The following is a 20,904-nucleotide window of genomic DNA, read 5'->3' as shown; positions in this document are numbered from 1 at the left end:
GGGATACACCGGGCAGCCCACCTTCGCGGCCCATCATCACTTCCTGCGCGGACACCGGTGCGATGGTCCCGTCGGTGGTCAGGGAGATGTCGGAGACGATGAGGCTGCGGTCCCGGCTGACCGGGACCTCGTCACCGGTGACGATGATGGCCCCGTACAGGCCCCCGAAGAGTTGGTCGGCCACCGTGCCGTGCCGGTGGGGGTGGTACCAGAACACCCCGGTGGGATGGTCCTCGGGCAGATCGATGCGGTAGTCGAAGCTCTCTCCGGGTGCGATGCTGATGAACGGGTTGTCCCCGTTGCCCTGCGGGGAGACCACCAGCCCGTGAGTGTGCAGGTTGGTCGCGGTGTCGAGCTCGTTGCGCAGGCGAACCTCGAGCCGGTCCCCGGGCCGCACCTGCCAGGTTTGCCCCGGGAGGGTGCCGTTGTAGGTCAGGACCTGTGCCCGCCGCCCGGCGACCTCGGTCACCCGAGCTTCGGCCACGAGGTCCACGCGGAGCACGCCGTCCTGGCTTCGCAGCACCTCGGGTTCCAGCAGCTCACCGCCCGGGACGGCTTCCACGCGGGCTCCCTCCGACGTCGGCGACCAGGTGGACGGGTTGGTCCAGGGCAGCCCGGTCCGGGACAGGCCCACCCCGCCGGCCGCGGCACCGAGCGCACCGAGAGCGCCGAGTTGGAGCGCCCGGCGACGCGTGATCGGTTCCACCCCTCAGCCCTCCCGGTCCCCGGCGAGGCGCCGGCGCCGCTCGTCGTACTCCGCGGCGTCGATCTCTCCCCGGGCGTACCGCTCATCAAGGGTTTCCCGGGCCGGGTTGCGGCCGGTCAGCCTTGGGTCACGCGGCCGGCCACGATCGCCCCCGGCCAGGAGACGCATCAGCACCACCACCAGCACGACGATGCCGATCACAAGCAGGGCGAGGAACAACCAGCCCCAGCCCATCCCCGACCCCATCTGGTTCCAACCCACAATCCACCTCCACGGTGAGTCGTAGCGGTCGACACAAGCGGTGCCGTTGTCGGCCGGCGTGACGTACAAGAACGTGACGTACAAGAAAGCGTGTGATCCATCTGGTGACGCCGGTCAGGTCGACGGCGACGTCTTGGTGGTGGCCTTCCAGCTCGCGACAGACGGGCGCGCCCCGCGCAGGGTCTGCCTCTGCACGTCCTGCATCAGCTCACGACCGTCAGTGCCGTGAGCCGGGATGCGTTCCACCTCGATCGCGTTGGTCAGCGCACCGCCCGCGGTGGCCGCGCCGGTGAGGACGAGCAGCTTGAGACGGGCCGAGCTGCGCTGCGCTGGCGCGCGGCGCTCCGGTCAGGCCAGTGAGAGGAAGAGTTTCTGCAGCTTCTGCACATCCAGGGTGTCTTGGCCGTCGGACTCGAGCAGGCACTGCTTCATGCCCGAGGCGATGATCGCGAACCCGGCGCGGTCGAGGGCCTTGGAGACGGCGGAGAGCTGGGTGACGACGTCCTCGCAGTCCCGGCCCTCCTCAATCATGCGCACGACGCCGGCGAGCTGGCCCTGGGCGCGCTTGAGCCGGTTGACGACCTTGCCCATCTCGCTGGGGTCGAGCTCCATGACCGTGCCTCCCTCGTGCTGGTTTAGCCAATTTACCCCGCCGGGTATCGAGCCAGGTCGTGCCCACGGTGTGGTTGTCGTCATGCCCGCTGGAGGGCGGACAGGGCCGTGCGCAGCCGGCCGGCAGCCTCGTCTGCCACGGCGCCGAGCTGGTCGTTGTGGGTGACCCCGGCCATGATCTGCGGGTCGAGGGCCTCGACGACGGTGCGGTGCGGGCCGGCGGAGCGCACGACGACGTTGCAGGGCAGGAGCAGTCCGATGGACTCCTCGGCCTGCAGGGCGCGGTGGGCCAGGGGTGGGTTGCAGGCGCCGAGGATGACCTGCGGGGGGATGTCGACGTCGAGCTTGTTCTTCAGTGTCGTGGCCATGTCGATCTCGGTCAGGATGCCGAAGCCCTGCCCGGCCAAAGCGTCGCGGACCGCGGTGACGGTCTGGTCGAACGGCTGGTCGACGGTGGTGGTGATGCTGTAGCTCATGGTTGCTCTCCGTTTCTCGGGTCGGACCTGACCGATGTCAGGCGGACTGCTTTTCCTGCTCCGCCAGCTGCGCGCGGACCTGGTCCATGTCCAGGTCGCGCACGGCCGCGATGACCTGTTCGAGCGCCGCCGGGGGCAGCGCACCCGGCTGGGCGAAGACGCCGATGCCGTCGCGGAAGGCCATCAACGTCGGGATGGAGGTGATGCCGGCCTGGGCGGAAAGGGACTGCTCGGCCTCGGTGCCGACCTTGGCGAACACGATGTCGTCGTGGGCCTGGGAGGCCCGCTCGTAGACGGGGGCGAACATCCGGCACGGGCCGCACCAGGACGCCCACCAGTCGACCAGGACGATGCCGTCCCGGTGGATGGTCTCCATGAAGGCGTGGGCGGTGAGGTTGCCGGTAGCCATGTGGCGAACTCCCTTGCGTAGGTCTCCGGAAGATACCCTCCGGGGTATGCAACACTCGTGGGACGCCGATATTCCGGTCCGGGTGCCCGCACCGGCGCGGGTCAGCTGGCGCAGCTGGCGTCGGTCTGGGTGAGGCGCTGGAGAAGCCCGAAACCCCACCGCGGCGAGGGCTGCGGCCGCCAGGACCGTCATCGCCGCCATGGCCGCGCACGGGGAGCACCCGAGGTCCGGTCGGCGGCCCTTCCCGGGGCCGGGCAGGTAGGTCGCCAGCGTCGCGGCCGCAGCGACCGCCACGAGGGCGACGAGCACGGTCCACAGCGCAGCGGCGGGGAAGCCGCCGCCCGCGGCGACCAGCACGGCGAAGAGCGCGGGTGTGAGCACCGCCGTGGCGGTGACGCGGCGGCGGGGCCAGCGCCCGCCGCCGAGCCGGCCTGCCGCGGCGGAACCGACAAGGACTCGCGACGCCGGTCCGGTGGCCCGCTCACCGGCTGCGGCCGGGGCCAGCAGGACGTCGAGACCGTCACGGCCGCCCTCGAGGTAGGCCCGCCAGGCCGCGCCGGTGGTCCCTGCGCCTGCCTGCCCGACCCAACGGGCGCGCACGACCCTGATCCGGTCGGCCGGGTCGGCTCCCGGCTCGGCCGCGGTGAGCGCGCGTCGGGCCGGGGCCAGGGCGGCGATGGCACCCTCGTGGTACTTCGCCACGGAGCACGCCGAGCCGTCGCGGGAGAGCGTGCACAGGGACTGGTTCCCGCCCGTCTCGGTCAGTCGGGTCATCGCCTCGCGCTGGAGCGCCTCCGCCCGGGCGGCGTGGGCGGGCCCGGTGTCGGCGGGCCCGGTGTCGGTCGTCGGTCTGCAGGGCGCGGTCACTGGCAGGTGCACCGCTGGGCCGGGTCGAGACCGGACAGGACGGCGTCGACGTGCATGCCGCAGCCGGTCCAGGTTGTCTTGCCGCAGGTGGTGCAACGTGCGGGACTGCACATGGGTCATCTCCGGGGGTGGTCGTGCGTGTCGGGGCTCGTCGGTCGGCGTGCTCAGCGGCGGACGGCGCCGCCGGCGCGCTGCCAGGCGCCCATGCCGCCGGCAACGCTGGCGGCCTCGAAGCCGAGGTCGCGCAGCCGCTTCGCGGCGGTGCGTGAGCGCATGCCGCTCGCGCACACGACCACGACGGGGCCGTCCTTGGGTAGGCGCTGCGGGGCCTTGTCGAGCTGGCCGAGGGGGAGGTGGACAGCCTGGGGGGCGTGCCCGGTGCGCCACTCGTGGTGCTCGCGCACGTCGAGCAGGGCCGCGCCGTCACGGACCAGCTCGACCGCGCGCGCCGCGCTGACCGTCGAGCCGAGCCGCCCGTCGTCCGCGCCGCGGCCGAACAAGGCGCGCAGCCGGGTCACAAGGGTGGTGGTGGTCATGGGTGAACTCCTCTCAACCGGCACTATACCCCCAGGGGTATGATGGTGTCATGTGGCGGCGCGGCGAGCCGCGGCCTCGAGGGTCGTTGCCGGGCGGGGAATGCGGTCGGCGGGTGGCGCGTTATAGACTCCCGAACCTATACCCCCAGGGGTATCTTCTCAGGAAGGAAAGACCATGACTGAGGTCTCCATCGACCAGTTCGCCGCCGCGAAGGCGGACGGCGCGTTCGTCATCGACGTGCGCGAGCCGTTCGAGTACGTGCAGGGTCACGTCCCCGGTGCCGAGCTGCTCCCGCTGGGCGAGGTCGCGGAGCGGACCGCCGCTCTACCGACGAACCAGCCCGTATACGTCATCTGCGCCAGCGGTAACCGCAGCCGGCGCGCCACCGACCACCTGCGCGGTGCGGGCTTCGAGGCCTACTCGGTCCGCGGCGGAACCCAGGACTGGATCAGCGCCGGCAACACCGTCGTGACCGGCCCGCACGCCGCGGCGTGACCGCCACCTCACCCCCCTGAAAGGACCACCTTGATGGCCACCACGATTATCTCGATCGAGACCCCGTCCCTCGGCGACCGCAGCTATCTCGTCCACGACGGCGAGGTCGCCTTCGTCGTCGACCCCCAGCGCGACATCGACCGCGTCCTGGACGCCGCCGAGAAGGCGGGCGTGCGGATCACGCACGTCTTCGAGACCCACATCCACAACGACTACGTCACCGGCGGCTACGCCCTCGCCCAGCAGACCGGCGCGCGCTACTACGTCAACGCCGAGGACGAGGTCTCCTTCGAGCGCACCCAGATCCGCGACGGCCAGGTCGTCGAGGTCAGTCCCGCCCTGCGGGTGCGCGCCATGCACACCCCGGGCCACACCTTCACGCACCTGTCCTACGTGCTCGAAGGCGCCGAGCCCGCGGTGTTCTCCGGCGGGTCGTTGCTGTTCGGCTCCACCGGTCGGCCCGACCTGCTCGGCGAGGCCCACACCCACGACCTCGCCCGCCACCAGTACAGCTCCGCCCGCAGGCTCGCGGCCGAGCTGAGCGAGGACACCAAGGTCATGCCCACCCACGGCTTCGGCTCCTTCTGCGCCGCCACCTCCGCCGGCGGGAACACCACCGCCTCCACGATCGGCCAGGAGCGGCTGATCAACCCGGTGCTGAGCCAGGACGAGGGGGACTACGTCGCCGACACCCTCGCCGGCCTCGACGACTACCCCGCCTACTACGTGCAAATGGGGCCGGCCAACGCCGTCGGCCCGAGCGCCTCGGACCTGTCCGAGCCCGAGCGGGCCGACAAGGACCAGCTCCGCCGCCGGCTCGCGGCCGGGGAGTGGCTGGTGGACCTGCGCACCCGCACCGCCTTCGCCGCCGGCCACGTGCCGGGCACGTTCAACTTCGGGCTGGACGGGCAGTTCGCCACCTATCTCGGCTGGCTGATCCCGTGGGGCACCCCGGTCACCCTGCTCGGGGAGTCCCGGGAGCAGGTCGCCGAGGCCCAGCGCGAGCTGACCCGGATCGGGATCGACCGCCCCGCCGCGGCCGCGACCGGCCGCCCGCAGGAGTGGACCGACGCCCCGCTCGCCACCTTGCCGTCCGCGAGCTTCGCCGACCTCGCCCAGGTCCGCCACCACCGGCCCGTCACCGTCCTGGACGTGCGCCGGGGCAGCGAGTGGCGCGAGGCCCACATCGACGGCGCCGTGCACATCCCGATCCACGACATCGTCAAGCGCATGGACGAGGTGCCCGAGGGTGAGGTCTGGGTGCACTGCGCGTCCGGCTACCGCGCCTCCATCGCAGCCTCGCTGGTCGCGGCCACCGGCCGCCGCGTGGTCGTGGTCGACGACAGCTTCGACCGCTCCGCCCGGACCGCCGGCCTGCCCATCGTCACCGAGGCGACCCCGGCCTCCGCCTGACCGTGAGTGGGCTGCGGCCCCGCTTGTCACGGCAACCACCCCGGCACGCTCCGCGGTGCACGCACCACCGGGCGGGCACCTGGTGGGTCGGCCCTCGAACCTCGGGAAGGACCCCCGGTCCGTGCTTGCCCTGACCCTGCCGATCGGCCTCGTCGTCGGCATCACCCTCGGCGCCCTCGGCGGCGGGGGATCCATCCTGACCGTCCCGGCCCTGGTCTACCTCCTCGGGCTCGACCCCCGGTCTGCGACGACCGGCTCGCTCGTCATCGTCGGCGTCACGACGCTGATCGGGATGCTCCCGCACCTGCGCGCCCGCCGGGTGCGCCTGGGGCAGGGCGTCGTCTTCGGCCTCCTCGGCCTGGGCGGGGCCTTCGTCGGCTCACTGCTGTCGACGGCGGTGCCCCAGAACGTCCTGCTCGCCGCCTTCGCGGGCCTCATGCTCGTCGTCGCCGCGGTGATGACCCGGCGCCGGTGGGCCGCCGCCCGCAACCAGGCCGCCGGCCACGGCCAGGTCGAGGCCCGGACCACCCCGGTGGTCTCCCTGCGCCCGTTCCGCTGCGACTGCCACGCCCTCGGCGTCCTGCTCCTGACGGCCACCGCCGTCGGGCTGCTGACCGGATTCTTCGGCGTGGGCGGCGGCTTCGCCGTCGTGCCCGCCCTCGTGCTGGCCATGCGGCTGCCCATGCCCGTGGCCGTCGGCACCTCCCTGGTGGTCATCACCATCAACAGCGCCAGTTCGCTGCTCTCCCGCCTCGGCCAGGACGTCACCCTCGACTGGGCCCTCATCGGCTCGTTCACCGCCGCGTCGGTGATCGGCAGCTTGATCGGCGCCCGGATCACCGCGAAGGTGAGCCCGGCTCGGCTCAACCTCGCCTTCACCGTGTTGCTGGTGGTCGTGGCGCTCTACACCGCGGCCCGCAGCATCCCGCAGTTCCTCTGACCCCGCTCCGGCCCCGAGGACCGTCACATGTCACAGATCGCGTCCGTCATCTCCCGCACGTCCCGGCCACGCCGGTGGGGCGATGCCGAGCAGCGCTCGATCGCCGGCATGGCAGCGGTGGTGCTGCTGCTCAACCTCGTCGGCTGGGGGGTTCTGCTCCTCGCCGTTGCTCCGCAGCGGCTGACCGTCGGCAGCGCCGGTGTGTTCGGCATCGGGCTGGGCGTGACCGCGTTCCTGCTCGGTGTGCGGCACGCCTTCGACGCCGACCACATCGCCGCCATCGACAACACCACCCGCAAGCTCATCGGCGAGAACCGGCCGGCGCTGAGCGTCGGGTTCTGGTTCTCCCTCGGCCACTCCAGCGTCGTCTTCGGCCTGGCCCTGCTGCTCGCCCTGGGCCTGCGGGCCGTCGCCGGCCCGGTCACGGACTCCGGCTCGGCACTGCAGCAGACTCTCGGTACGGTCGGCTCGATCGCCGCCGGCACCTTCCTCATCCTCATCGGCCTTCTCAACCTCGGCTCCGTGAGGGGCATCGTGCGGGTGTTTCGCGAGATGCGCGGCGCCCCGCTCAACGACGCCGAGCTAGAACGGCACCTGAACAACCGCGGCCTGCTCGCCCGCCTGCTGGGCCGGTTCACGCGCCGCGTGACCAGGCCCTGGCACATGTACCCCGTGGGGCTGCTCATGGGCCTCGGGTTCGACACCGCCACCCAGGTCGCCCTGCTCGTCCTCGCCGGCGGTACCGTCGCCCTGACCCTGCCCTGGTACGCCATCCTCGTCCTGCCGGTGCTCTTCGCCGCCGGGATGAGCCTGTTCGACGCCGCCGACGGCGTCCTCATGGCACGCGCCTACCGGTGGGCCTTCCTGGCCCCGGTGCGGAAGGTCTACTACAACCTCACCGTCACGGTCCTGTCGGTCATCGCCGCCCTGGGCATCGGCGCCACCGTGCTGCTCCAGCTCCTCGCCGAGCACCTCCAACCCACCGGCGGGCTGCTCGGCTGGGTTGCCGGGCTCGACATGGGCAACGTCGGCTACGCCCTCGTCGCCCTGTTCGTCGGCGCGTGGCTGATCAGTCTCGTCGTCTGGCGCCTGGGCCGGGTCGAGCAGCGCTGGCAGGGGGCCAACATTGGGCCAATCGCCCGGTCGACGCGGTCTCCTTGATGTGGTCTTGATGTTCGGCGAACGGTCCCTTCATCTGCGTGCGCGACCGTTGCTCCCAAGTTGGAAAGCACTCACGGAAGGACACGAAGATGATGGGTTGGGGATGGGGAATGGGCGCCGGCGGCTGGATCGCCATGGTGATCTTCTGGGTAGCGGTACTCGCGCTGATCATCTGGGCGGTCATGCGGGTGTTCCCGGCCGGTGGTGGCCGGGGCTCCGCGCCGCGGGCCGAGACCCCGCAGGAGATCCTGGACCGGCGGTTCGCCTCCGGTGAGATCGACTCCGAGACCTACCGCGCCATGCGCGCCGCGCTGGACTCCGGCCGGGTGGATCGGGAACTGTCATGAGGCGTGCGATCTCACGGTTCCTGGTGCCCGCCGTGGCCGTGGTCGGTGCCCTTGGCTCGGGCGCCTGGCTGGTAACCCAGGAGATCCCGGCCTGGGCGTCGCCGATCCCATGGGCGACGCTCAACGCTCAGAACGGTCCGGACCGGATTGGCTCGGGCCCGGGGATGATGGGCGCCGTGGGCACGGGAATGACGGACGGCACCGGGATGGGCGGCAACGGCACCGGGATGATGGGCAGCGCCGGCACGGGAATGATGGGCAGCGCCGGCACGGGAATGATGGGCTGGGTCGGCGGCAACGCCGGCCCGGTGGCTGACCTGGATGGCGCCCGTGAACAGGCCGCCGGCTTCGCCCGGTTCCTGGGCGGTGATCTCCGTGTCGGTGAGGTGATGCGGTTCTCGAACCACTACTACGCCCAGATCCTGAACCCCGAGGGGTCGAGGGTCACCGAGGTGTTGGTGGATCCCGGCACCGGCCGCGTCCAGGTGGAGTTCGGCCCGGCCATGATGTGGAACTCCCGCTACGGGATGGCCGCCGCCGCTTCCGGCACGCCGGAGGTGGCCCCCGAGGAGGCCCGTGCCGCGGCGGAGCGCGCGCGGGGAGGGGACGGGACCACTGTCGGGCCTGCGGAGGAGTTCCCGGGCTACTACACCCTCCACACGCTCCAGGACGGCGAGATCGAGGGCATGGTGTCGGTCAACGCGGCCACCGGCGCGGTGTGGTCCCACGGCTGGCACGGCAGCTTCGTTGAGATGTCGGAGGACGGGTGAGTCTCGGTTCGGGCACGGCACAGCCCGTGGCTCGTGGCGGCACGCCGCCGCGGCCGCGGGTCCTCGTCGTGGAGGACGAGCCCGCCATCGCGCGGGTGGTCGCCGGCTACCTCGAACGGGAGGGTTTCGAGGTAGCCGTCGCCGGCGAGGGGCACGCCGCGCTGGACCTCGCGCGGGACCGGGAGCCCGACGTCGTCGTGCTGGATCTGATGCTCCCGGGCATCGACGGACTAGAGGTGTGTCGGCGGCTGCGGACGTTCTCCGACGCCTACGTCATCATGCTGACCGCCCGCACCGAGGAGCTCGACCGGGTGATCGGGCTCTCCACGGGGGCGGACGACTACGTCACAAAGCCGTTCTCGGCGCCGGAGCTGGTGGCGCGGGTGCGTGCGATGCTCCGGCGCCCACGCGCCGGCACGGCCAGGGATGAGCCGGTGCGCCGGGTCGGGGACCTCACCATCGACCCGGTGACCCGTGAGGCCCTCCGCGGCGGTCAGCGCCTGGAGCTGACGCGTACCGAATTCGACCTGCTCGACGTCCTGACCGAGCGTCCCGGGCACGTGCTCAGCCGGGATCAGATCTTCGAACAGGTCTGGGGCGGGCAGTGGTTCGGCGACCGCCACGTCGTGGACGTCCACGTGGCGAACTTGCGGCGCAAGCTCGGCGACGACGCCCAGTCTCCCCGCTACATCCGCACCGTACGCGGCTTCGGCTACGGCATGGGAGCCGGCACATGACCCGCCGGCCCGTGGGCCTCGGGCCGCGCCTCTTCCTGGCCCAGGGCCTCGTCGTCGTGGCAGGTGCGCTGACCCTCCTGGGCGTCACCCTGATGCTCGCCCCCGGGCTGTTCGAGGACCACCTGAGCCAGATGCCCGAGCCGGTGGGCGCCGCCTCTGAGCGGCACATCATCGCGGCCTTCCTCGGGGCCACGGGGACCTCCCTCGCCGTGGCCGTGCTCGCTTCCCTGGTCACTGTGCTGGCCGTGAGCTGGTTCGTGACACGGCGGGTCGTCCGACCGATCCAGGCCATGGCCGGCGCGGCAGACCGCATCGCCGGCGGAGACTACACCGCCCGGGTGAGCGTCAGGGGCACCGGCCCGGAGCTGGAGGCCCTGGGCAAGGCGCTGGACCGGACGGCGCACGACCTCGCCGTCACCGAGCGCACTCGCGCTGAGATGCTCCGCGACGTCGCACACGAACTACGCACACCGCTGACGGCGTTGCGCGGATACATCGACGCACTCTCCGACGGCGTGCTGCAGCTCGACGCCGACGCGGTCCGCACCCTGCACGCTGAGCTGGCGCGCGTCGAACGGCTCGTGGACGACCTCGCCACCGTCTCCCGAGCCGAGGAACGCCGGCTCGACCTGCACCTGCGAGCCATGGCCCCCGCGCAGCTGGTGGATGCCGCCGTGGAGGCTGCCCGGGCGGCGTACGCCAGGGCCGGGGTGCGCCTGCGGACCGACGTGACCGCGGGCCTGCCTGACGTGCGCGTGGACCAGGACCGGATCCAGGAGGTGTTCACCAACCTGCTCGACAACGCCCTCCGGCACACCGCCGCACCTGGCGCCGTGACGCTCACCGGCCGCCGCAGCGGCGCTGGCGCTGTCGAACTCGCGGTGGCGGACACCGGCGACGGCCTGGCCCCCGAGCACCTCCGACGCGTCTTCGAGCGCTTCTACCGCGCCGACCCCGGCCGCTCCCGCCAGCACGGCGGCAGCGGCATCGGCCTGACCATCGCCCGAGCCCTAACCGAGGCCCACGGCGGACACATCAGGGCCACCAGCGACGGCCCCGGTCAGGGAGCCACCTTCACCGTCACTCTCCCGACGACACCGCCCACTGTGCCACCGCCTTGAGATCCCCAGGCAGCCTCAGAACGCAGTTCTTCGCCGAGGTTGGCGGACCGACACCGTCCCTCGGCGGAGATCGCGATCCGGGCGGGAATCGTTGATGACTCGCGGCGGAGTGCGGCGGCCGTCGCGGGTGGCTTGGCGAAGAACGCGTGGAGGCTCCAGGCGCGCGCCCGCACTATCGCGTCGTACCGTTAACGAAGGATTTCGTTACAAGACAGGGCGGTCGTCGTACACCGGAGCAGGACCGCCGGTTCCTTGTAGCGGAAGTCAGTACCGGAATCTATGGCGCGATACTTCCCGGCGATGTTGACTTTCGGTACGGTCAGGGAGTGGGGCATCTCCTCGGGTACGCGCGCGTGTCGACCACCGACCAGGACGCGTCCCTCCAGGTCGACGCGCTCACCGCTGCCGGCTGCTACCGCGTGTTCGTCGACACCGTCTCCGGGTCGCTCGAGCACCGGCCCGAGCTCGACAAGGTGCTCGACCAGCTCCGGCCGGGCGACACGCTCGTCGTGTGGCGCCTCGACCGGCTCGGCCGCTCGATCCGCCACCTCATCGACCAGCTGCGGGCCCTTGACGAGCGTGAGGTGGGGTTCCGCGCCCTGCAGGAGACCATCGACACGACCTCACCCGGTGGCCGGCTGGTCTTCCACGTCTTCGCGGCCCTGGCCGAGTTCGAGCGCGACCTTATCCGCGAACGCACCAACGCCGGCCTTGCGGCCGCACGCGCGCGGGGCCGCGTCGGTGGCCGCCCCTCGGCCCTGTCCGGCGATCAGGTCAGGGCCGCTCGGCGGATGTACGAGCAGGAGGAGATGACGGTCGCCCAGATCGGCGCTGTCCTGGGCGTCAGCCGCACCACGATCTACCGGGCGCTGAACCGGCAGACCGCCGCAGCCCCACCACCATTCCCGCCGCGCCGGTCCAGAAGCACCGTGTAGGCCGTCGTGGACGCGGCCGGGCGCTGGCAGATCCTCAGGCTCCACGTCGAGGACAAGATCCCGCTCGCCGCCCTCGCCCGCGACCACAGCGTCGGGCTGCGCACCCTGGAGCGCTGGCACGCCCGCTACCGCACGGCCGGCCTCGCTGGCCTGGGCTCAGCGCCGCGTGCCGACGCCGGCATCCATCGCCTGCCCGCCGACCTCGTGTCCCTGATCGAGGGCCTCGCGCTGACCAGGCCACGACCACCGATCACCACGATCCACCGCACCGTCGCCAGAATCTGCGCCACGGAGAAGTGGCCGGCCCCCTCCTACGGGGTGGTCTGGTCGATCATCCGCGCCCTGGACCCGGCCATGGTCACCCTCGCCCTCGAGGGCGCCACGGCCTATCGGGACAAGTACGAGCTCGCCCTGCGCCGTCAGGCGGACCGACCCAACGCGATGTGGCAGGCAGACCACACGATGCTCGACATCCTCGTGGTCGGCACCGACAACAAGCCTGCCCGGCCCTGGCTGACTGCCATCATCGACGACTGCTCCCGCGCCATCTGCGGCTACACCGTCTTCCTCGGGGCACCGTCGGCGATGAACACCGCACTCGCGCTGCGGCAGGCGATCTGGCACAAGGCCGACCCCGCCTGGCCGATGTGCGGGATCCCCGACGTGCTCCACGTCGATCACGGCTCGGACTTCACCAGCCACCAGCTCACCACAACGGCCGTGGACCTCCACCTCCGCCTCGTCTACTCCGCCGTCGCCCGCCCGCAGGGCCGCGGGAAGATCGAACGGTTTTTCGGCACCGTCAACACCGAACTCCTCACCTCCCTGCCCGGACACCTCACCCCCAGGCAGCCGTGGCCGGCGCCGTCACTGTCCCTGGCCGAGCTCGACACCGCGCTCGAGGCGTTCGTCGCCGACTACAACCACCGCAGTCACAGCGAGACCGGGTCGTCGCCGAGGGCGGCGTGGATCGCCGAGGGCTGGCTCCCGCGCATGCCGCAGACGCTCGAAGATCTCGACGGCCTTCTGCTCACCGTCCCCCGGAGCAGGGTCGTGCGTCGCGACGGTATCCACTTCCAGGGTCTGCGCTACATCTCTTCGACCCTGGCCGGCTACGTCGGCCGGTCGGTCGTAATCCGCTACGACCCCAGGGACATCACCGAGATCCGCGTCTTCGACCACGACGACTTCGTCTGCAAGGCCGTCAACCAGGACCACCACGACCAGAAGGTCAGCCTCAAGGAGATCCAAGCCGCCCGCAACGCCCGTCGCCGCGCCCTGCGCCAGGGCATCAACGAGCGCATCGCCGTGGTCGCCGACCGCACCGCCCCGGCACCGCGAGCGGTCAAGCCTCCGGCGCCGGTGGCCGGGAACCTCAAGCTCTACAAGGAGGACCTCACGTGAGCGAACGATTCATTGTCACCAAAGAGCACCGGCGCTTCACCGAGTTCGCCGACTCCGTACGGCGAGGCCAGACCATCGGCCTGTGCTTCGGCGCCGCCGGCGTAGGCAAGACCCTGTCCGCCCGCCGGTACGCCCACTGGAACAAGGCCCACGACCTGCTCGTCAACTGGGGACCACGCTCGGACAGCGATGCCAAGGTCTACGCCGCCCTCGCCAAGAGCCGCACCGTCCTGTACACCCCGGGCGTGCTCACCACCCCGCGCCTGCTCCGCGACGAGCTCGACGAGGCAATCACCCGGACCAACATCTGCATCCAGCAGCACGTCGGCGCCCCTGGGAAGGACCCGGTAGATACTTGGTACTTCCGGACCAGCAAGAACTACGTCCAGCTCATCATCGTCGACGAGTCCGAACGCCTCAGCCCCACCGCGCTCGAGCTGCTGCGCGACCGCTACGACCGCGACAACATCGCCCTCATCCTCATCGGCATGCCCGGCCTGGAGAAGCAGTTCAGCCACTACCCCCAGTTCTACAGCCGCGTCGGATTCGCCCACCAGTACCGCCCGCTCGGCAACGACGAGCTGCTCTTCGTCCTTCAACGTCACTGGCGCCTCCTCGGCAGGACGCTGGACCCCGAGGACTTCACCGACGCCCAAGCGATAGCCGCAATAGCACGCATCACCCGAGGGAACTTCCGGCTCCTCGAACGACTCTTCCCCCAGATTCAACGCGTCCTGAAGATCAACGAGCTCGACACCATCACCAACGACGTCGTCGAAGCCGCACAAAGCACCCTCGTCATCGGCGTCACCTGACCGCACCGCCATCAATCACAAAGACAACACCGCCATTTACCGCCGAAAGCCACAGATCGGCTCCCACCGGAGTGCTAGAGCCCGAAGGCGCCGCCCTCGACGAGGATGACGATGCCCAGGCCGATGAGGACCAGGGGGAACAGGACGTGCTCCCAGCGCTCGAGGACCTCGGCGATGGGTCGTCGGGTGGCTACGTAGCGGGCGGCGAGGACGAGCACGGCGACCAGGGCGAGGAACACGACGGCGTAGGCGGCGGTCGCGGCGGGGCCGACGGTGAGGAAGACGGGGACGTAGACGCCGATGTTGTCTCCGCCGTTGGCGAAGGTGACGGCGGCGACGGTCCAGACGGCTACGGCCTTGCCGGGATCGTCGTCATCGTCGTCGTCGCGGTTGCGCCATGCCTGCCAGGCGGCGTAGAGGCCGAGGAGCAGGGGGATGAGGCCGAAGTAGGGGATGGCACCTTCGGGCAGGAAGGCGTTGGCGCCGAGTGCGACGAGGACGGAGGCGACGAGGATGGCGCCGAAGCCGATGTACTGCCCGGCGGTGATCTTCGCGGTGGTGCCTGGAGCGCCGGCGCCGCGGGCGAAGAACAGTGACAAGACGATGATGTCGTCGATGTTGGTCACGAGGAACAGTCCGAGGGCTTGCAGGGCGGCGACTGCCAGGTCCATGGAAGGGCCTTTCGGTAGGGGTGGTGACGCAGCGGGGACGGCGAGTTACGCGCGGCGGGCCGGGCGCAGGCTCCGATCGTGGGGAGGAACCGGCCCACGCGGGCGGCGTAGTTGGCATAGGTCTGCCCGTGCGTGGCGAGCAGGTGTGGTTCCTCGACTCCGCGGACCTGCATTTGGATGCCTGCATAGACCACGACTAGACCGGTCAAGGCCACGAGGTTCGGGGTGGTGAAGGAGAGCCCGGTGAAGGTGATGAGCGCTGCGGTGAAGATGGGGTTGCGCACGAACGCGAAGGGCCCGGAGGTCACGAGGTTGCGTTCGGTCGGGTCGACACCGATGCGCCAAGCGGTACCCATGGCGAGTTGCGCCGCGTAGGTGCACACGACGCCTGCCGCGGCCACCACGACTGCCGGAGTGCGCAGGGCCGGCGAGGCTCAGCGGTGCCACTTGGTCGAGGCCGAGGATGTCTGTGACGGGTCCCGCGACGCCGACCGCGACTGAACCCGCACCGCTGATGCGATTGGCCCACCGCTGCCGGGTGCCCCGCGGGGCGGCCGCGAGGCGGAACCCGCTGTCGCCTGCGCGCCGCCGCTGGACGGTCATGCGACCAACCCCGGCGAGCAAGCCCACACGACGAACAGGGCCAGGCCGAGGGTCGCGTGACCGCTCACAGCGGCCCCTGGCTCGTGGTCGCAGGCTTGACCGCGACGCCGATGACGAAGTCACCGAAGAACCGGGTGACCGCCGGCCTGGGCAGCGCGAACCCGTGCCGCTCGAGCTCGTCGACGAAGTCCTCGGCGCTGAACCGGTCGTGCTCGGGGTGCTCGAGGAAGGTGCGGTAGGACCAGCGCTCCAGTGCGTGGCGGGTCACCTCCTCGAACACGAACTGGCCGCCCGGCCGGAGTACCCGCGCGGTCTCGGCGACGGCGTCGCGCCAAGCGGGCACGTGGTGGATGACGCCGAAGTCGACGACCGCGTCGATGCTGGCGTCCTCGAGCGGGAGATTGCACGCGTCGCCGTTCTGGACCTCAACCCGGGCCCCGTGCCCGGCCAGGCGACGCCGTGCGCGCTGGACCATCGCTGGGTCCAGGTCCAGGGCGGTCACGTGGGCCACGCCCATCCGCTGGAGCAGCAGCTCGGTCCCAACACCCCGACCGCAGCCGATCTCGACCACGTCGGACCCACCGAGTTGAGCGCCGAGCCGCTGCAGGAGAGGGAGCTCGTAGGCTCGCTGCAACCAGGCCCGGGCCGGGTTGTTCATCAGCATCGTCTCGGCCCGGTTCATCAGCACGGCGCCGCTCCTCTCCGCCTCGTAAGCATCAGCACCAGGATGTATCATCAGCCCATGCAGATGATCACCGCAAGTGCTGATGTCGCGGGCCGTGCGGCCTTGGCTCCTGCCGTCGCGCTGTTCCGAAGCCTGAGTGACCCCACCCGGCTGGCGCTGGTGCGCCGGCTGGCTCTGGGCGAGGCACGGGTGGTGGACCTGTGCAACGCGCTCGGGCTGGGGCAGTCGACGGTCTCCAACCACCTGGCCTGCTTGCGGGACTGCGGGCTGGTCGACTTCCGCCCGCAGGGCCGCGCGTCGGTGTACCACCTGACCCGCCCGGAGCTGATGGACCTGCTGGCCGCAGCGGAGGGCCTGCTGGGCGCGACCGGGACCGCCGTCGCGCTGTGCCCGGCCTACGCGGACCCGGCAGCTGACGACCACGACACGACCCCGACAACGAAGGAGACGGCACGATGAGCGACGCCTGCGGCTGCGGCGACGACGAGACCACCCCGGCCGGCAAGGACGCCGAGGAGCACGAGGCCGAGCGGCTGTGGGAGGTCAGCGAGCTGCGCTTCGCCGCGGTCGCCGGCGTCCTGCTCCTGGCAGGCCTGGTCGCGGGGTCCGTGGAGCAGTCCACGGTCGCGTTGGTCCTGAACTGGGTCGCCCTGCTGGTCGGCGCGTGGACGTTCGTGCCGAGCACGCTGCGGCGGCTGGTGAAGGGCAAGATCGGCGTCGGGACACTGATGACCATCGCCGCGATCGGCGCGGTCCTGCTGGGTGAGGTCGCCGAGGCGGCCGCGCTGGCGTTCTTGTTCTCGATCAGCGAGGGCCTGGAGGAGTACTCCCTGGCCCGCACCCGGCGTGGGCTTCGGGCGCTGCTGAGCCTGGTCCCGGCTCAGGCCACCGTGCTGCGCGATGGCTCGGAGACCACCGTGTCTCCCGGCGACCTCCGGGTCGGGGACCTGATGCTGGTCAAGCCCGGCGAGCGGGTCGCCACCGACGGACTGATCCGCACCGGCCGGACCGCGCTGGACGTCTCGGCCATCACCGGTGAGTCCGTGCCGGTCGAGGCCGGACCGGGGCAGGCGGTGTACGCCGGGTCGATCAACGGCTCCGGTGCTCTGGAGGTCGAGGTCACGACCACGGCGGAGGACAACTCCCTGGCGCGGATCGTGCGGATCGTCGAGGCCGAGCAGTCCCGCAAGGGCCAGGCCCAGCGCCTGGCGGACCGCATCGCCAAGCCGCTGGTGCCCGGCGTGATGATCGCCGCCGCTCTCATCGCCGTCGTCGGGAGCCTCCTGGGAGACCCCGGCACGTGGATCGAGCGGGCGCTGGTCGTCCTGGTGGCGGCCTCACCGTGCGCTCTGGCGATCTCCGTGCCGGTGTCCGTGGTCGCCGCGGTCGGCGCGGCGTCCAAGCAGGGTGTGCTGATCAAGGGTGGTGCGGCGGTGGAGGCCCTGGGCGCGATCCGCGGGGTCGCTTTGGACAAGACCGGGACCTTGACTCGCAACGCTCCCGCGGTCGTGGCCGTCGTCGCTGCCCCAGGCCGGACCGAGGACCGTGTCCTGGAGGTCGCGGCCGCGCTCGAGGCCCGCAGCGAGCACCCCCTGGCCCGCGCGATCCTGGCCGCTGTGCCGGCGGTCACGCCAGCGACCGGCGTGGAGGCCGTGCCCGGCGCCGGCCTCACCGGGACGTTCGATGGTCGGCCGGTCCGGCTCGGGCGACCCGGCTGGGTGCAGTCTGGGGCGCTGGCCGGCGAGGCGGAGCGGATGCAGCAGGCCGGTGCCACCGCGGTCCTGATCGAGGAGGACGGGCAGCTGCTGGGTGCGGTTGCGGTGCGCGACGAGTTGCGCCCTGAGGCCGCGCAGGTCGTGGCGCAGCTGCGCCGCGACGGGTACCACGTGGCCATGCTCACCGGCGACAACACCCTGACCGCCAATGCGCTGGCCCGCGAAGTCGGCATCGACACCGTGCACGCCGACCTGCGCCCGGAGGACAAGGCCGCACTGGTCGCCCAGCTGCGGACCCAGCGCCGCACCGCCATGGTCGGCGACGGCGTCAACGACGCCCCGGCCCTGGCGACCGCGGACCTGGGGATCGCGATGGGCGCGATGGGTTCCGACGTGGCGATCGAGACTGCCGACGTCGCCCTGATGGGCGAGGACCTGCGTCACCTGCCCCAGGCCTTCACCCACGCCCGCAGGGCGCGCCGGATCATGCTCCAGAACGTGGGCCTGTCTCTGGCGATCATCGTCGTGCTGATGCCGCTGGCGTTGTTCGGTGTCCTCGGGCTGGCTGCCGTGGTCCTGATCCACGAGGTCGCCGAGGTCGTCGTGATCGCCAACGGTGTCCGCGCCGGCCGCACCCGCCCGCTGCCGCAGGACACCGCGACGGGAACCCCCATGGCCTTCGAGCGCCCAGCACTGGCCACGCGATGACCGTGTCCAGCCAGGCCACGGCGAAGACCAGTGTGACGAGCCCCGCGCGGCGGCGCCTAGCGGCGGGTCTGGGTGCCGTACTGGTCGCCGCAGTCGACCTCGGCGCGAAGGCCTGGGCAGTGAGTGCGCTGCAGGAACGGGTCACCCCAATGGGCCCAGTCGACCTGCGGCTGGCCTACAACCCAGGAGTGGCCTTCTCCGTCGGGGCCAGCGCACCGACATGGCTGGTACTGACCGTCACCGCGCTCATCACCGGCGGGGTTGGCGTGGTCGCCTGGCGCGCCGCCGCGGGTCCCCGTGGCCGGTTAGCCGCGCTGACCTTGGTGCTGGGTGGTGCGATCGCGAACGTCGTGGACCGGGCCGGGGACGGGGTCGTCACCGACTACCTGCACAGCGGCTGGTTCCCGACCTTCAACCTCGCAGACACCGCCATCGTCACCGGCGCCGCCCTGCTGATCCTGACTACCCTGCGCGATCCCGCACCCACGCAGACCTCCACACCAGGTGGCGATGCCCACCCGGAGTGACGCCCGCCCGCTGCCGGGGTGTGGCGCGGGACGGGCCCGCGATCCACGGGCGCCCCGGGCCATATCAACGCCCATTAGGATGACAGTCGTGACCGGACAGGAATGTGATCTGCTGTGCCCGGACCTCCCGCGAGCCGAAGCGGTCCGTGCGGCCCTGCCGGATGCCTCCGGCTCGAGAGTCATGGCCCTCACCGCCAAGGCACTGGCTGACCCGGTGCGTCTTCGTGTAGCCACGGCCCTGGCGCTAGGGCAGGAACTGTGCGTGTGTGACGTGGCGTGGATCATCGGCGTCCCACCGAACCTGGTCTCTCACCATCTGCGGGCCCTTCGCCGAGCCGGGCTGCTGTCCTCCCGTAGGGAAGGCAAGTTGGTGATGTGCCAGCTGACAGGCCAAGGTGCGGCGCTGCTGGACGTGCTTAGCGCCGGCTCGCGCAACGACATCCCCCTGGCAGGTCACCCGAGAACCGAACGCGGCCCCCGCCAAGACGGCCGGACCGTACCTGGCCGCGCGGCCGCTGTCAGCGACGCTCAGACACGACCGGCGGTGCCCAGCCGTGCATGAGCCTCCACTGCACAGTCCACCGCGAGCGGACGAGACAACTGACGTGCGCACACCCAGGCCGCTGCTGACTGCCCCAAGGGTGGTTCTCGTGGTCGTGGTCCTGCTGGTCGGGATTGTGGTGGCGGTGCAGCTGAGGGGCTTCGTGGCCGATGGTGGCGGCACGACGGCGGGGCAGGGCGCGGCGGCGATCGGCAGCACGACGGTCACCGAGTACCCGGTTGCTACCCGAGCAGCACCGGTGGACCTGTCCGGGACCAGCCTGACCGATGAGGCGATCGACATCATGGCGTGGCGCGGGCAGGTCGTGGTGATCAACGTGTGGGGCTCGTGGTGTGCTCCCTGCCGTGAGGAAGCACCGATCCTGGCCGCGACCTCGGCGGCGTACGCCGATGACGGGGTTCAGTTCCTCGGCGTCAACGTCCGGGACAACCGGGCCGCGGCGATCGCCTTTGAAGAGACCTACGGCATCACCTACCCCAGCATCGACGACAGCGACGGCAAGGCCCTGCTGAGCCTGGCCGAGCACCTGCCAGCCGCGGGGGTGCCGGTGACCTTGATCCTGGACCGTGACGGCCGCCCGGCAGCCCGTGTCCTGGGAGCGGTCCAGGAGTCGACCCTGACCGCCCTGCTGGACGCGGTCCTGGCCGAGCCGACCGCGGCGGGGTCGTGAGCGCGGGGATCCAGGATGTCGTCGCGGCCGGGCCGATGCTGGCCGCAGCAGCAGTGGCAGCCCTGGCCGGGTTGATCTCTTTCGTGTCCCCGTGCGTGCTGCCGGTGGTGCCGGGGTACTTGTCCTACGTCGCCGGCGGGCCCTTGCTCGGTCAGGAAGGCGCTACCCGGCGGCGCCCGGTGGTGGTCGGCACGGCCCTGTTCATCCTCGGGTTCGCTGCGGTCTTCGTCGCCTACGGCGCCCTCTTCGGCGGGCTGGGCGCCGCCTTGCAGTCAGCGCAACCGGTCCTCACGCGCGTGCTGGGCGTCGTGGTCGTGATCATGGGGTTGGTCTTCGCCGGTTGGCTCCCCGGGACCCAGCGGCAGCTGTTGCCGCGGCTGCGCCCGAAATCCGGCCTCGTGGGCGCCCCGCTGATGGGTGTGACCTTCGGGCTGGGCTGGACCCCGTGCCTGGGCCCGACTCTGGCGACGGTGCAGACCTTGGCGTTCACCGAGGCCAGTGCCGGTCGCGGGGCGACGCTGGCCGGGGTCTACGCCGCCGGGCTGGGTGTGCCGTTCATCGCGGTTGGTCTGGGCATGCGCCGGGCACTGACGATGACCACGTGGGCGCGCCGGCACACGCGGGTCATCAAACAGGTGGGTGCGGTGATGCTCATCGGGACCGGCCTGCTGCTGGCCACAGGGGTGTGGGATCACATCATGCGCGCCATGCAGTCCACAATCTCCGGCTACACCACGGTCCTGTGACCACCACGCAC

26 protein-coding genes are annotated in these 20,904 nt (G+C 71.2%); 17 read left to right on the top strand and 9 right to left on the bottom strand.

What is annotated here, in order from left to right; translation table 11 throughout:
* From B4K29_RS16775 to B4K29_RS16750, 6 genes are all read right to left on the bottom strand, one after another.
* Window positions 1-493, bottom strand: a 493-nt coding sequence (locus B4K29_RS16775) for a multicopper oxidase domain-containing protein (RefSeq protein WP_286968279.1), incomplete at its 3' end; no start/stop codon positions are given.
* 216 nt (window positions 494-709) lie between these two features.
* Window positions 710-1,051 carry an SHOCT domain-containing protein gene (locus B4K29_RS16770; RefSeq protein WP_313666950.1) on the bottom strand — a complete coding sequence of 114 codons (342 nt, stop codon included), beginning with the start codon at window positions 1,049-1,051 and terminating at the stop codon, window positions 710-712.
* Between the two features lie 264 nt (window positions 1,052-1,315).
* Window positions 1,316-1,579 carry a metal-sensitive transcriptional regulator gene (locus B4K29_RS16765; protein WP_106298885.1) on the bottom strand — a complete coding sequence of 88 codons (264 nt, stop codon included), beginning with the start codon at window positions 1,577-1,579 and terminating at the stop codon, window positions 1,316-1,318.
* An 80-nt stretch (window positions 1,580-1,659) separates the two neighbouring features.
* The gene (locus tag B4K29_RS16760; RefSeq protein WP_286968276.1) at window positions 1,660-2,055 is read right to left on the bottom strand and encodes a DUF302 domain-containing protein; all 396 of its coding nucleotides are present in this window, start codon (window positions 2,053-2,055) and stop codon (window positions 1,660-1,662) included.
* A gap of 37 nt (window positions 2,056-2,092) precedes the next feature.
* Window positions 2,093-2,464: a thioredoxin gene (gene trxA, locus B4K29_RS16755; RefSeq protein WP_286968284.1), complete on the bottom strand. Its 372-nt coding sequence runs from the start codon at window positions 2,462-2,464 to the stop codon at window positions 2,093-2,095.
* Between the two features lie 1,031 nt (window positions 2,465-3,495).
* Window positions 3,496-3,867 carry a rhodanese-like domain-containing protein gene (locus B4K29_RS16750; protein ID WP_106298889.1) on the bottom strand — a complete coding sequence of 124 codons (372 nt, stop codon included), beginning with the start codon at window positions 3,865-3,867 and terminating at the stop codon, window positions 3,496-3,498.
* A gap of 175 nt (window positions 3,868-4,042) precedes the next feature.
* Between B4K29_RS16750 and B4K29_RS16745 the strand changes: the two genes are divergently transcribed.
* From B4K29_RS16745 to B4K29_RS16695, 11 genes are all read left to right on the top strand, one after another.
* On the top strand, window positions 4,043-4,363 hold the full coding sequence (locus B4K29_RS16745) for a rhodanese-like domain-containing protein (RefSeq protein ID WP_106298890.1): 321 nt from the start codon (window positions 4,043-4,045) through the stop codon (window positions 4,361-4,363).
* 33 nt (window positions 4,364-4,396) lie between these two features.
* A complete protein-coding gene (locus tag B4K29_RS16740) occupies window positions 4,397-5,776 on the top strand; it encodes an MBL fold metallo-hydrolase (RefSeq protein WP_286968271.1) in 1,380 nt (459 codons plus the stop codon).
* Window positions 5,777-5,897: 121 nt separating this feature from the next.
* Entirely contained in the window at window positions 5,898-6,716 is an 819-nt protein-coding gene (locus B4K29_RS16735; protein WP_167170297.1) for a sulfite exporter TauE/SafE family protein, read from the top strand.
* Window positions 6,717-6,743: 27 nt separating this feature from the next.
* Window positions 6,744-7,877 (top strand): HoxN/HupN/NixA family nickel/cobalt transporter, encoded by a 1,134-nt coding sequence (locus B4K29_RS16730; RefSeq protein WP_167170301.1) that lies wholly within the window; start codon window positions 6,744-6,746, stop codon window positions 7,875-7,877.
* An 89-nt stretch (window positions 7,878-7,966) separates the two neighbouring features.
* The gene (locus tag B4K29_RS16725) at window positions 7,967-8,224 is read left to right on the top strand and encodes an SHOCT domain-containing protein (RefSeq protein ID WP_167170304.1); all 258 of its coding nucleotides are present in this window, start codon (window positions 7,967-7,969) and stop codon (window positions 8,222-8,224) included.
* A 23-nt stretch (window positions 8,225-8,247) separates the two neighbouring features.
* Window positions 8,248-8,994 (top strand): hypothetical protein, encoded by a 747-nt coding sequence (locus tag B4K29_RS16720; protein WP_286968268.1) that lies wholly within the window; start codon window positions 8,248-8,250, stop codon window positions 8,992-8,994.
* Window positions 8,991-9,731 (top strand): response regulator transcription factor, encoded by a 741-nt coding sequence (locus B4K29_RS16715; protein WP_286968266.1) that lies wholly within the window; start codon window positions 8,991-8,993, stop codon window positions 9,729-9,731. The genes B4K29_RS16720 and B4K29_RS16715 overlap by 4 nt, the downstream gene beginning before the upstream one ends.
* Complete coding sequence (locus B4K29_RS16710; protein ID WP_286968264.1) at window positions 9,728-10,852, top strand: sensor histidine kinase; 1,125 nt, start codon at window positions 9,728-9,730, stop codon at window positions 10,850-10,852. The genes B4K29_RS16715 and B4K29_RS16710 overlap by 4 nt, the downstream gene beginning before the upstream one ends.
* Window positions 10,853-11,178: 326 nt before the next feature.
* Window positions 11,179-11,787, top strand: a complete 609-nt coding sequence (locus B4K29_RS16705; protein ID WP_286968263.1) for a recombinase family protein — start codon at window positions 11,179-11,181, stop codon at window positions 11,785-11,787.
* A gap of 6 nt (window positions 11,788-11,793) precedes the next feature.
* A complete protein-coding gene (locus tag B4K29_RS16700; RefSeq protein ID WP_286968262.1) occupies window positions 11,794-13,191 on the top strand; it encodes a Mu transposase C-terminal domain-containing protein in 1,398 nt (465 codons plus the stop codon).
* Complete coding sequence (locus tag B4K29_RS16695) at window positions 13,188-14,006, top strand: AAA family ATPase (protein ID WP_286968261.1); 819 nt, start codon at window positions 13,188-13,190, stop codon at window positions 14,004-14,006. The genes B4K29_RS16700 and B4K29_RS16695 overlap by 4 nt, the downstream gene beginning before the upstream one ends.
* A 74-nt stretch (window positions 14,007-14,080) precedes the next feature.
* On the opposite strand, the gene B4K29_RS16690 is transcribed toward B4K29_RS16695, so the two are convergent.
* The 3 genes from B4K29_RS16690 to B4K29_RS16680 all read right to left on the bottom strand — a co-directional run bounded on the left by B4K29_RS16690 (window position 14,081) and on the right by B4K29_RS16680 (window position 15,962).
* Window positions 14,081-14,677, bottom strand: a complete 597-nt coding sequence (locus B4K29_RS16690) for a cadmium resistance transporter (RefSeq protein WP_286968259.1) — start codon at window positions 14,675-14,677, stop codon at window positions 14,081-14,083.
* Complete coding sequence (locus tag B4K29_RS16685; protein WP_286968257.1) at window positions 14,629-15,081, bottom strand: methyltransferase family protein; 453 nt, start codon at window positions 15,079-15,081, stop codon at window positions 14,629-14,631. Before B4K29_RS16685 ends, B4K29_RS16690 begins: the two co-directional genes overlap by 49 nt.
* 263 nt (window positions 15,082-15,344) lie before the next feature.
* Window positions 15,345-15,962, bottom strand: coding sequence for a class I SAM-dependent methyltransferase (locus tag B4K29_RS16680; RefSeq protein WP_286968282.1), 618 nt, complete (start codon window positions 15,960-15,962; stop codon window positions 15,345-15,347).
* A gap of 60 nt (window positions 15,963-16,022) precedes the next feature.
* Between B4K29_RS16680 and B4K29_RS16675 the strand changes: the two genes are divergently transcribed.
* From B4K29_RS16675 to B4K29_RS16650, 6 genes are all read left to right on the top strand, one after another.
* A complete protein-coding gene (locus tag B4K29_RS16675) occupies window positions 16,023-16,424 on the top strand; it encodes an ArsR/SmtB family transcription factor (protein WP_286968256.1) in 402 nt (133 codons plus the stop codon).
* A complete protein-coding gene (locus tag B4K29_RS16670) occupies window positions 16,421-18,388 on the top strand; it encodes a heavy metal translocating P-type ATPase (protein WP_286968254.1) in 1,968 nt (655 codons plus the stop codon). The genes B4K29_RS16675 and B4K29_RS16670 overlap by 4 nt, the downstream gene beginning before the upstream one ends.
* Complete coding sequence (locus B4K29_RS16665; protein WP_286968252.1) at window positions 18,385-18,915, top strand: signal peptidase II; 531 nt, start codon at window positions 18,385-18,387, stop codon at window positions 18,913-18,915. The genes B4K29_RS16670 and B4K29_RS16665 overlap by 4 nt, the downstream gene beginning before the upstream one ends.
* Window positions 18,899-19,477, top strand: coding sequence for a metalloregulator ArsR/SmtB family transcription factor (locus B4K29_RS16660; protein WP_313666895.1), 579 nt, complete (start codon window positions 18,899-18,901; stop codon window positions 19,475-19,477). Before B4K29_RS16665 ends, B4K29_RS16660 begins: the two co-directional genes overlap by 17 nt.
* Window positions 19,478-19,565: 88 nt before the next feature.
* Window positions 19,566-20,147 carry a TlpA family protein disulfide reductase gene (locus B4K29_RS16655; RefSeq protein ID WP_286968250.1) on the top strand — a complete coding sequence of 194 codons (582 nt, stop codon included), beginning with the start codon at window positions 19,566-19,568 and terminating at the stop codon, window positions 20,145-20,147.
* Complete coding sequence (locus B4K29_RS16650) at window positions 20,144-20,893, top strand: cytochrome c biogenesis CcdA family protein (RefSeq protein WP_286968248.1); 750 nt, start codon at window positions 20,144-20,146, stop codon at window positions 20,891-20,893. The genes B4K29_RS16655 and B4K29_RS16650 overlap by 4 nt, the downstream gene beginning before the upstream one ends.
* Window positions 20,894-20,904: the final 11 nt, after the last annotated feature.

This window comes from Arsenicicoccus sp. UBA6765 (assembly GCF_002453335.1).
In the GTDB taxonomy this organism is placed as follows: Bacteria; Actinomycetota; Actinomycetes; order Actinomycetales; family Dermatophilaceae; genus Arsenicicoccus; species Arsenicicoccus bolidensis.
This window is presented reverse-complemented; position numbering and strand designations above follow the sequence as displayed.